Annotated in this window: 5 protein-coding genes (1 of these 5 cut by a window edge); 2 read left to right on the top strand and 3 right to left on the bottom strand. The window is 34.6% G+C overall.

Annotated features, from left to right (window positions below; all coding sequences use genetic code 11):
- The 3 genes from P178_RS0121150 to P178_RS0121140 all read right to left on the bottom strand — a co-directional run.
- Positions 1 to 1,217 carry the 5' portion of a glutamate synthase subunit beta gene (locus tag P178_RS0121150; RefSeq protein WP_027068120.1) on the bottom strand. Its footprint begins 250 nt before the window's first position, so 1,217 of the gene's 1,467 nt are visible here — the first part of the coding sequence; it begins with the start codon at positions 1,215 to 1,217; its stop codon lies beyond the left edge, outside the window.
- Between the two features lie 9 nt (positions 1,218 to 1,226).
- Positions 1,227 to 5,735 (bottom strand): glutamate synthase large subunit, encoded by a 4,509-nt coding sequence (gene gltB, locus P178_RS0121145; RefSeq protein ID WP_027068119.1) that lies wholly within the window; start codon positions 5,733 to 5,735, stop codon positions 1,227 to 1,229.
- 320 nt (positions 5,736 to 6,055) lie between these two features.
- Positions 6,056 to 7,195, bottom strand: a complete 1,140-nt coding sequence (locus P178_RS0121140; protein ID WP_027068118.1) for an acyl-CoA dehydrogenase — start codon at positions 7,193 to 7,195, stop codon at positions 6,056 to 6,058.
- Positions 7,196 to 7,532: 337 nt separating this feature from the next.
- Here P178_RS0121140 and nhaD point away from each other — a divergent pair, with 337 nt between their 5' ends.
- Positions 7,533 to 8,903: a sodium:proton antiporter NhaD gene (gene nhaD / locus P178_RS0121135; protein ID WP_027068117.1), complete on the top strand. Its 1,371-nt coding sequence runs from the start codon at positions 7,533 to 7,535 to the stop codon at positions 8,901 to 8,903.
- Between the two features lie 52 nt (positions 8,904 to 8,955).
- On the top strand, positions 8,956 to 9,645 hold the full coding sequence (locus P178_RS0121130; protein WP_027068116.1) for a MotA/TolQ/ExbB proton channel family protein: 690 nt from the start codon (positions 8,956 to 8,958) through the stop codon (positions 9,643 to 9,645).
- Positions 9,646 to 9,647: the final 2 nt, after the last annotated feature.

The raw sequence follows: 9,647 nt of genomic DNA, 5'->3' as shown, positions 1-9,647 counted from the left end.
GTGAAACCTAATGCTAATAATGCCAATTCACATTTCCATTCTTTTTCCGTACCAGTAACTTCTTTTAGCTGTGGGCGTTGTCCTGGAGTTTTAATCCATTCTACTTCCGACGTTATTAATCCTGTTAAATTACCATCTGAATCACCAATAAATTTCTTAGTAGATATACTAAAGAAACGTTTAGCACCTTCTTTATGAGAAGAACTTGTTCTAAGTCTCATAGGCCAAAATGGCCAAGGTTGACCTTCTGGTCTTTCAGCAGTACCCATTGGCATAATTTCAAAATTTGAAACAGATGTTGCTCCATGGCGAAAAGAAGTTCCAATACAATCGGAACCAGTATCTCCACCACCAATAACAACTACATCCTTGTCAGTGGCTTTAATTTCTTCGCCTAAATCTTTAATACCGTCTACACGTCTGTTGTTTTGACCTAAAAAATCCATCGCTTGAACGACACCTTTTAAATCTGAACCTTCTATTGGTAGATTACGTCTAATGGTAGCCCCACCTGTTAATACGATAGCATCATAATCTTCTTTAAGTTTATCTGCTTGAATATCAACACCAATATGAACTCCACATGAAAATGTTATACCTTCTTCTTTAAGGATTTCTAAACGTCTATCGATAACATTTTTTTCCATTTTAAAATCTGGAATACCATAACGTAATAAACCGCCAGGTTTTTCATCACGTTCAAAAACAGTAACATCGTGTCCAGCTCTGTTTAATTGTTGAGCAGTTGCTAATCCAGCAGGACCAGATCCAACTACAGCAACCTTTTTACCAGTTCTATTTAATGGGGGTTGGGCAACGATCCATCCCTTTTTAAAGGCAGTTTCTACAATATTTTTTTCAATATTTTCAATACTTACTGGATCTTCATTAATTCCTAAAACACAAGCTTCTTCACATGGAGCTGGACATAATCTTCCTGTAAATTCGGGAAAATTATTAGTTGAATGTAAAATTTCACTAGCTTTTTCCCATTTACTTCTGTAAACTGCATCGTTAAAGTCAGGAATTAAATTTCCTAAAGGACAGCCACTATGACAAAAAGGTATACCACAATCCATACAACGAGCACCTTGCTCTTTTAGTTCCTTTTCAGGAAGCGGCACCGTAAATTCCTTATAATTTTTTAAACGTTCTTCAACCGGTTCGTATGATTCAATCTTTCTATCGAATTCCAAAAATCCTGTTATCTTTCCCATATTCCGATTTTAAATAGTTTGTAAATTTTCTTCTTCTAATCTAATTAAAGCTTGTCTGTATTCTTCAGGTAAGACCTTAACGAATTTAGGTAAGTAAGATTCCCAATTTTCTAAAATACGTTGAGCTAATGGACTTGATGTTGAGTTGTAATGACTTTCTATTAAATCTTTCAATTGTTTAATATCGTTAGCTTCTGTTACTTCTAAAAGGTTTAAACCTTCAGCACTACAGCGTTTTTTGAATGTTTTATTATTATCTAAAACGTAGGCTATTCCTCCACTCATACCAGCTCCAAAGTTTCTTCCAACTTCACCAAGAATAACAGCGACACCACCAGTCATATATTCACAACCGTGATCTCCTATACCTTCTACTACAGCTTTTGCACCTGAGTTACGAACACAAAAACGTTCTCCTGCTTTACCATTAATATACGCTCTACCTGCGGTAGCTCCATATAATGTAACATTACCGGTAATTACGTTGTCTTCTGGAACAATAGTTGATTTTTCAGGAACTTTGATGACTAATTTTGCACCAGAAAGCCCTTTGCCTAAATAATCATTAGTGTTTCCATTAACGATCATGGTTAATCCTCTTGTGGCAAATGCACCAAAACTTTGACCTGCTGATCCAGTGAAATTAAGTCTTAAAGTGTTTATAGGTAATCCTTCTGCACCGTAGGTCTTTGAGATTTCATTACTAATTATGGCTCCTACTGCACGATCTGTGTTGCAGATTGGATAATCTAAACTAAGTTTCTCCTTTCTAAATAGGGAAGGATTGGCTTTTGCAATAATATCAAACTCGATAGATTTATCTATATCGTGCTTTTGCTTTTCTGTATTATAAAATTTAGTTCCTTTAGGTACATCAACCTGATGTAATATTGGTGTTAAGTCTATACCAGCAGCTTTATAATGGTCTATTGCCTTTTTTCTATCTAGCTTTTGAACTTGACCAACCATTTCATTAATAGTCTTAAATCCTAATTGAGCCATTATTTCACGTAACTCTTGTGCTACAAAATACATGTAGTTAACTACGTGTTCGGGCTTTCCTTTAAATTTCTTTCTTAATTCAGGATTTTGAGTAGCTATACCAACTGGGCAAGTGTTTAAATGACAAACCCGCATCATTATACATCCTGATGCTACTAAAGGAGCTGTTGCGAAACCAAATTCTTCTGCACCTAATAAACATGCAATTGCAACATCTCTACCAGTTTTTAATTGACCGTCACATTCAAGAACAATTCTATTTCTTAAGTCATTTAATACAAGAGTTTGTTGTGCTTCGGCAATACCAAGTTCCCAAGGTAATCCACAATGTTTTAGAGAAGTTAAAGGAGATGCTCCTGTTCCCCCATCAAATCCAGAAACTAGAACTACATCTGCTTTAGCTTTTGCAACACCGGCAGCAACTGTACCTACACCTACTTCTGAAACTAATTTAACATTAATTCTTGCTTTTCTATTCGCAGATTTTAAATCGTAAATAAGTTGAGATAAATCTTCTATAGAATATATATCATGATGTGGTGGTGGTGAAATTAAACCTACATAAGGAGTTGAATTTCTAGTTTTCGCTATTTCAGGATTTACTTTTGGTCCAGGTAATTGACCGCCTTCACCAGGTTTGGCCCCTTGTGCCATTTTTATTTGAATTTCCTTAGCGTTTGTTAAGTAATTAGATGTAACGCCAAACCTACCTGAGGCCACTTGTTTAATGGCACTATTTCTCCAGTCACCAGTAGAGTTTTTGTAGAATCTGTTTTCATCCTCTCCACCTTCGCCTGAATTACTTTTACCACCAATACGGTTCATGGCAATAGCTAAATTCTCATGAGCTTCTTTACTGATTGAGCCATATGACATTGCTCCCGTTTTAAACCTTTTTACAATTTCTGTCCAAGGTTCAACATCTTCTAAAGGAATTGGATCATAGTTAGAAAATTCAAAAAGACCTCTTATTGTCATAAGGTTTTTTGATTGCTCATTAACCATCTTTGAATACTCCTTATAAGTGTCAGGTTCATTATTACGAACCGATTTTTGAAGTTTCGCTATTGATAACGGATTAAACATGTGTTTTTCACCGTCTCTTCTCCATCTATATTCACCACCTATTTCTAAATCTAGATTAGCGGCTACTTGTTTTTTACTAAATGTTTTATGATGACGTAATGCTATTTCTTTTTCTATTTGGTAAAGACCTATACCTTGAATACGTGTTGGTGTATTAGGAAAGTATTTGTCAACGACCTTTGTGTTGATACCAATACATTCAAAAAGTTGAGAACCACGGTAAGAGTTAAGAGTAGAAATACCAATTTTGTTCATCACCTTTAAAATTCCTTTTCCTATAGCCTTATTGTAATTTTTAATGGCTTCATCGAAAGAAATATCGGTAATATCATTTTCCTCTATTTGCTCTGCTATAATCTCATTAACTAAGTATGGGTTAATTGCACTAGCTCCAAAACCAAATAATAAAGCGAAATGATGTACTTCACGAGGTTCTGCAGATTCGATTATCACACTTAATTTAGAACGCTTTCCTAATTTTTGTAATCCGCTATTTACAAATGAACAAGCTAACAAGGCTGGAATAGGGGCCATTTCCTCATTTATATTTCTATCGGATAGAATTATAATGTTAGCTCCTTCATCAACAGATTTAGATGCTTGGTCCAATAAAGATTGTAAAGCGTCTTCAAGCCCATTATGTCCTTGCTTTATAGAATATAGCATAGGTAATGAAACTACCTTGTAATCTGGACTTACATCATAATTTTTAATCTTATCTAAATCCTCTTTTGAAATAACAGGGTTTTGAATTTTAAGTTTTCTACAGTGTAATTCAGAAAATTCAAATATGTTATGGTCACTACCTAAAGTTAAACTTATATCTGTAATTAATTCTTCACGAATACCATCCAGTGGTGGGTTGGTAACCTGAGCAAATAGTTGTTTAAAATAATTATATATTAATTGAGGTCTTTGAGATAGTACAGCGATAGGGGTATCTGATCCCATTGATCCGATTGGCTCTTTACCTGCTTTGGCCATTGGGAGAACAATAGTATTTATGTCCTCTAAAGTATAACCAAATACTGATTTTCTTTTTTCAAGCGTTTCTTCACCTAAAAATAAAGGACAATCATTATATGGAATGTCTTTTAGATGAACTAAGTTATCTTCTAGCCATTTTTTATAAGGGAATTTTTGAGCGATGTTTTCTTTAATTTCTTCATCGTTAACAATTCTACCTTCCTCCATATTTACCAAGAACATTTTACCTGGCTGTAATCTTCCATGAAAATCTACATTTTCTGGAGCTATGTCAACAACACCAGTTTCAGAAGACATAACTACGTAGTCATCTTTTGTTACTGTGTATCGTGAAGGTCTTAATCCATTTCTGTCTAGTACGGCACCAATAAAGTTACCATCGGTAAATGGTATAGATGCTGGTCCGTCCCAAGGTTCCATCATACATGAATGATACTCGTAAAATGCTCTTTTAGCTTCAGACATTTCTGCATTTTTCTCCCAAGCTTCAGGTACCAATATCATCATTACCTCAGGTAAAGATCTACCGGTCATTAATAATAGCTCAACTACCATGTCCATTGTAGCTGAATCTGATTTACCTGGTAATATTATTGGAAGAACATTTTTAATTTCATCTCCGAACATATCACTTTTCAGTAATTCTTCTCTGGAGAACATTCTAGTAACATTTCCTCTTAAGGTGTTTATTTCACCATTATGACACATGTATCTAAAAGGTTGTGCCAAATCCCAGGTAGGAAAAGTGTTTGTAGAGAAACGTTGGTGAACTAAAGCTAATCTTGTAACTACTCTAGAATCCATTAAGTCCGAGTAATAAAGACTAATGTCCAAAGGCATCAATAGTCCTTTGAATATTATAATTTTGGTAGATAAACTAGGGACATAGAAAAATTTATTTTCAGATAATTTAGAACCTATTATAGTATGTTCCGTAGTCTTTCTTGCTATGAATAATTTTAGGTTAAAATCGAAGTAATCTTGTTCTTCGTTTTCTTTTGCAACAAATATTTGTTTTACAAAAGGTTCGGTTTCAGCTGCAATTCTACCAGGAATCGATCTGTTTACAGGAACATTTCTCCATCCTAATAATTTTAACCCCTGTTTCTTAATATTCTCTTCAAAAACTGAAATGCAGAAATCACGTTGATTCTCTTTACGAGGAAAGAATATATTACCAACGGCATAATCGCCAACTTTTGGTAATTCAAAGTCACAAACGGCCTGGAAAAAGTCGTGAGGAATATCAATTAATATACCTGCTCCATCTCCTGTTTTACCATCTGCACTAACTGCACCTCTATGTTCTAATCGTTCAAGTATTTCCAACGCTTTATGTATAATGTCGTTGGACTTCTTTCCTTTAAGACTGCATATAAATCCAGCCCCACAGTTATCATGTTCAAATTCCGGTAGATATAATCCTTGCTTCTTCAGTGTCATCCTTTGTGGTATTTATTCAAAAATATCAATTTAATTGAATTATATTCAGTGATTAGAACAAATTCAAATAAAAAACTCAACGAAATAAATAAAAGCTTAAAAAATCGATAATTATGGATTTTTGAAACCTTCAATTTATCAGATTGATAAATTTAAGTTAAAATTCAGTAAATATAGGAGAGTTGGTGGGGGTGAATTGTGATTTTTATTGCTTTCTAACAATTAAGCTCAGCTTTATTTGTAGTATAACAAAGCAGATGGTGGTATTGAGAACAATCACCCCTATAAAAAGTAGGGGTGATTGTTTTGTGTTTGAGCTTTTACTTTAAAATACTTCTTGAAATTACAATTTTTTGAATTTCAGATGTGCCTTCGTAGATCTGAGTAATCTTAGCATCTCTCATTAATCTTTCAACGTGGTAATCCTTAACAAAGCCATTACCTCCATGAATTTGTACGGCTTCAACTGAGGTTTCCATGGCAACTTTAGATGCGTATAATTTTGCCATAGCTCCAGATAAATCATAATCTCTTCCGTTATCTTTATCTAAGGCCGATTGATAAACAAGTAATCTTGCTGCTTGAATTTCGGTATGCATATCTGCCAGTTTAAAGGCAATTGCTTGGTGATTGCTAATTTCAGTACCAAAAGCTTTACGTTCTTTAGAATATTTCAATGCTAATTCATAAGCTCCTGCAGCAATACCCAAGGCTTGAGCTGCAATACCTATTCTACCGCCAGCCAATGTTTTCATTGCAAACTTGAAACCGAAGCCATCTTCACCTATTCTGTTCTCTTTTGGTACTTTAACGTCATTGAATATAAGAGAGTGTGTATCGCTACCTCTAATACCAAGTTTATTTTCTTTGGGACCAATTTCAAATCCAGGTGCACCTTTTTCTATAATCAAGGCATTAATTCCTCTATGCTTTTTGTCTTTGTCCGTTTGTGCTATTACAATATAGGTACTTGCCGTACCACCATTGGTAATCCAGTTTTTAGTTCCATTTACAATATAGTGGTCTCCCATGTCAATTGCTGTGGTTTTCTGTGAAGTAGCATCACTACCTGCTTCAGGTTCAGAAAGGCAGAATGCTCCAATTTGTTCTCCGGTAGTTAATTTGGTGAGATATTTTTCTTTTTGAGCTTCTGAGCCATATTTTTCTAACCCCCAGCAAACCAAAGAATTATTGACAGACATAACTACAGAAGTAGAGGCGTCTATTTTTGAAATTTCTTCCATTGCTAAAACGTATGAAAGTGTGTCTAGGCCACTACCTCCATATTTAGGGTCAACCATCATTCCAAGAAAACCAAGCTCGCCCAATTTTTTAACTTCCTCTTTAGGGAATCTTTGCGCATCATCACGTTCAATTACCTCTGGTAATAGCTCTGTTTGAGCAAAATCACGTGCAGCTTGTTGTATAAGTCTTTGTTCTTCATTCAATGAAAAATCCATCTAATATGTATAAGGGTTAACTTCTCAAAGATAAAGATATACCAGTTAAATATTCAACTAAAGGTACCAATTTTGTTGGTTTTGATAATGGATTTTACTACTTGGTTTGTGGAGTCTTAATATTTAACATTTTGTTAAGCGTTAAAATAGGGTCAATAAAAACTTGTTAAATTTAAATTAGCAATGATTTAAGTATTTGGATGTCAGGTATCTTTAGAATTATTGTGAAATCATTAGGAATTCACAGACAATTTTAAATATCTTTAAGGATTATTTTTTTTAGAATTAGAACCTATATTTGACAACTAATAACTAGTTATTTAAAAAACCAACGAAAATGGAAACCATCATTGTTATTGTTTTTTTGGCGGGATACCTTGCCATTACCTTAGAACACAATCTTAAAATTGATAAGTTAATACCAGCATTAGCCATGATGGCTATATTGTGGGCATTAATTGCTTTGGATATTGACGGATTTACAAATTGGTTCGATTCTGCTAAGCAAGGTTTGGTAGATGGATTTGCATCTTTAGGGCATCAAGAGAAAATGCATATGATGGAGGAGTCTCTTTTGCATCATCTAGGTAAAACTGCTGAAATTCTGTTCTTCTTGTTAGGTGCTATGACGATTGTGGAAATAATTGATTATTTCGACGGTTTCGCTACTATAAAAGGTTTTATTAAAACAAAGGAAAAAGGAAAATTACTTTGGTTATTTTCAATATTAGCCTTCATATTATCTGCCATTATTGATAACCTTACTGCTACTATAGTTTTAATAACGATACTTCAAAAAGTTATTAAAGATAGAGAAACAAAATTATGGTTTGCCGGTATGATAGTTATAACGGCTAACGCAGGTGGGGCCTGGTCACCAATTGGTGATGTTACAACGACTATGTTATGGATTGCAAATAGGGTAAGTGCGGGGCAGTTAGTGCTACACGTTCTTTTACCTTCATTGGTATGTATGATTGTACCTGTTGTAATTGCAAGTAGATTCAAGGTTTTTAAAGGGTTGATAGATGGCGAATTGGAAGGGGAGAATTCGAAATCCAAATATAGCGGCGTAATGTTGTATTTAGGTCTTGGAGCTATTTTATTTGTTCCAATTTTTAAAACGGTAACTCATTTACCTCCTTATGTTGGTATGATGTTGTCTTTAGCCGTGGTAGCAACTTTTGCTGAAATATACAGTAATAAGAAATTTAGTATATCTTCTGTGGAACAAGAAGGTCAAGATAGCGAAGGTCATCATAGTCCGGTTCATCATTCATTATCAAAAATTGAATTGCCAAGTATATTGTTTTTCCTTGGGATTTTGTTAGCAGTTGCTGCTATGGAATCATTAGGAATTCTTTTTAATGCTGCTGGAGCACTAAATGAAGCAATACCTAATACCGATATCGTTGTTATGTTATTTGGTTTAGGTTCTGCTGTAATTGATAACGTACCATTGGTTGCGGCCAGTATGGGTATGTTTAGCGAGCCTATGGATAATCCACTTTGGCATTTTATTGCTTATTCTGCAGGAACAGGCGGTAGTATGTTAATAATTGGTTCTGCGGCAGGTGTTGTTGCAATGGGTATGGAGAAAATTGATTTCTTTTGGTATCTTAAAAAAATTGCATGGTTGGCATTTGTTGGTTTTATAAGTGGAGCCATCGTTTTCATTTTGCTTAGAGATTTTGTGCTCAACGCATAATTTAATTCGCAATTCATCGTTATAAAGGCAAATTCAATACTTAAAGAATATTATGTTATTATACCAGGATTTGGCTCAAGATGCGAGCGATGAATTATTGTCTGAAGAGAAAACTCTTTCGGTTATAGATTTAATATTTAACGGAGGTACGGGTAGTGTGATTATTATTACAGTACTGTTCATTATGTTAGGTGTTGCTCTGTATATCTATTTTGAACGATTGCTTGCTGTAAATGCGGCATCAAAAATAGATAAGAATTTTATGAATCAAATTCGCGATTATGTTACTTCGGGTAAGTTAGATGCGGCAAAACTTTTATGCGCTCAGACTGATTCTCCAGTGGCAAGATTAACTGAAAAAGGTGTTTCAAGAATAGGAAAACCTTTGGATGATATAAATACCGCTATTGAAAACGCAGGTACTCTTGAAGTTTATAAACTAGAGAAGAATGTAAGTATTTTGGCGACTGTAGCCGGTGCAGCTCCAATGATTGGTTTCTTAGGAACCGTAATTGGTATGATCTTAGCCTTCCATGAAATGGCAAGTAGCGGTGGTCAAGCGGAAATGGGTTCATTGGCATCGGGTATTTATACAGCGATGACAACTACTGTTGCAGGTCTAATAGTAGGTATTATAGCTTATGTAGGTTATAACCATTTAGTGAACAGAACTGATAAAGTGGTTCATAAAATGGAGGCTAACGCCGTAGAATTCTTAGACTTACTAAACGAACCTCTTTAATT

The sequence above is a fragment of the Maribacter sp. Hel_I_7 genome (assembly GCF_000688315.1).
Lineage (GTDB): Bacteria > Bacteroidota > Bacteroidia > Flavobacteriales > Flavobacteriaceae > Maribacter > Maribacter stanieri.
Note: the sequence above shows the minus strand (reverse complement) of the source record. Positions and strands in the feature narration are given on the sequence as shown.

Coding starts and splice junctions, on each gene's coding strand:
- nhaD (WP_027068117.1), top strand. CDS start 7,533: ATGGAAACCATCATTGTTATTGTTTTTTTGGCGGGATACCTTGCCATT.
- P178_RS0121140 (WP_027068118.1), bottom strand. CDS start 7,195: ATGGATTTTTCATTGAATGAAGAACAAAGACTTATACAACAAGCTGCA.
- gltB (WP_027068119.1), bottom strand. CDS start 5,735: ATGACACTGAAGAAGCAAGGATTATATCTACCGGAATTTGAACATGAT.
- P178_RS0121130 (WP_027068116.1), top strand. CDS start 8,956: ATGTTATTATACCAGGATTTGGCTCAAGATGCGAGCGATGAATTATTG.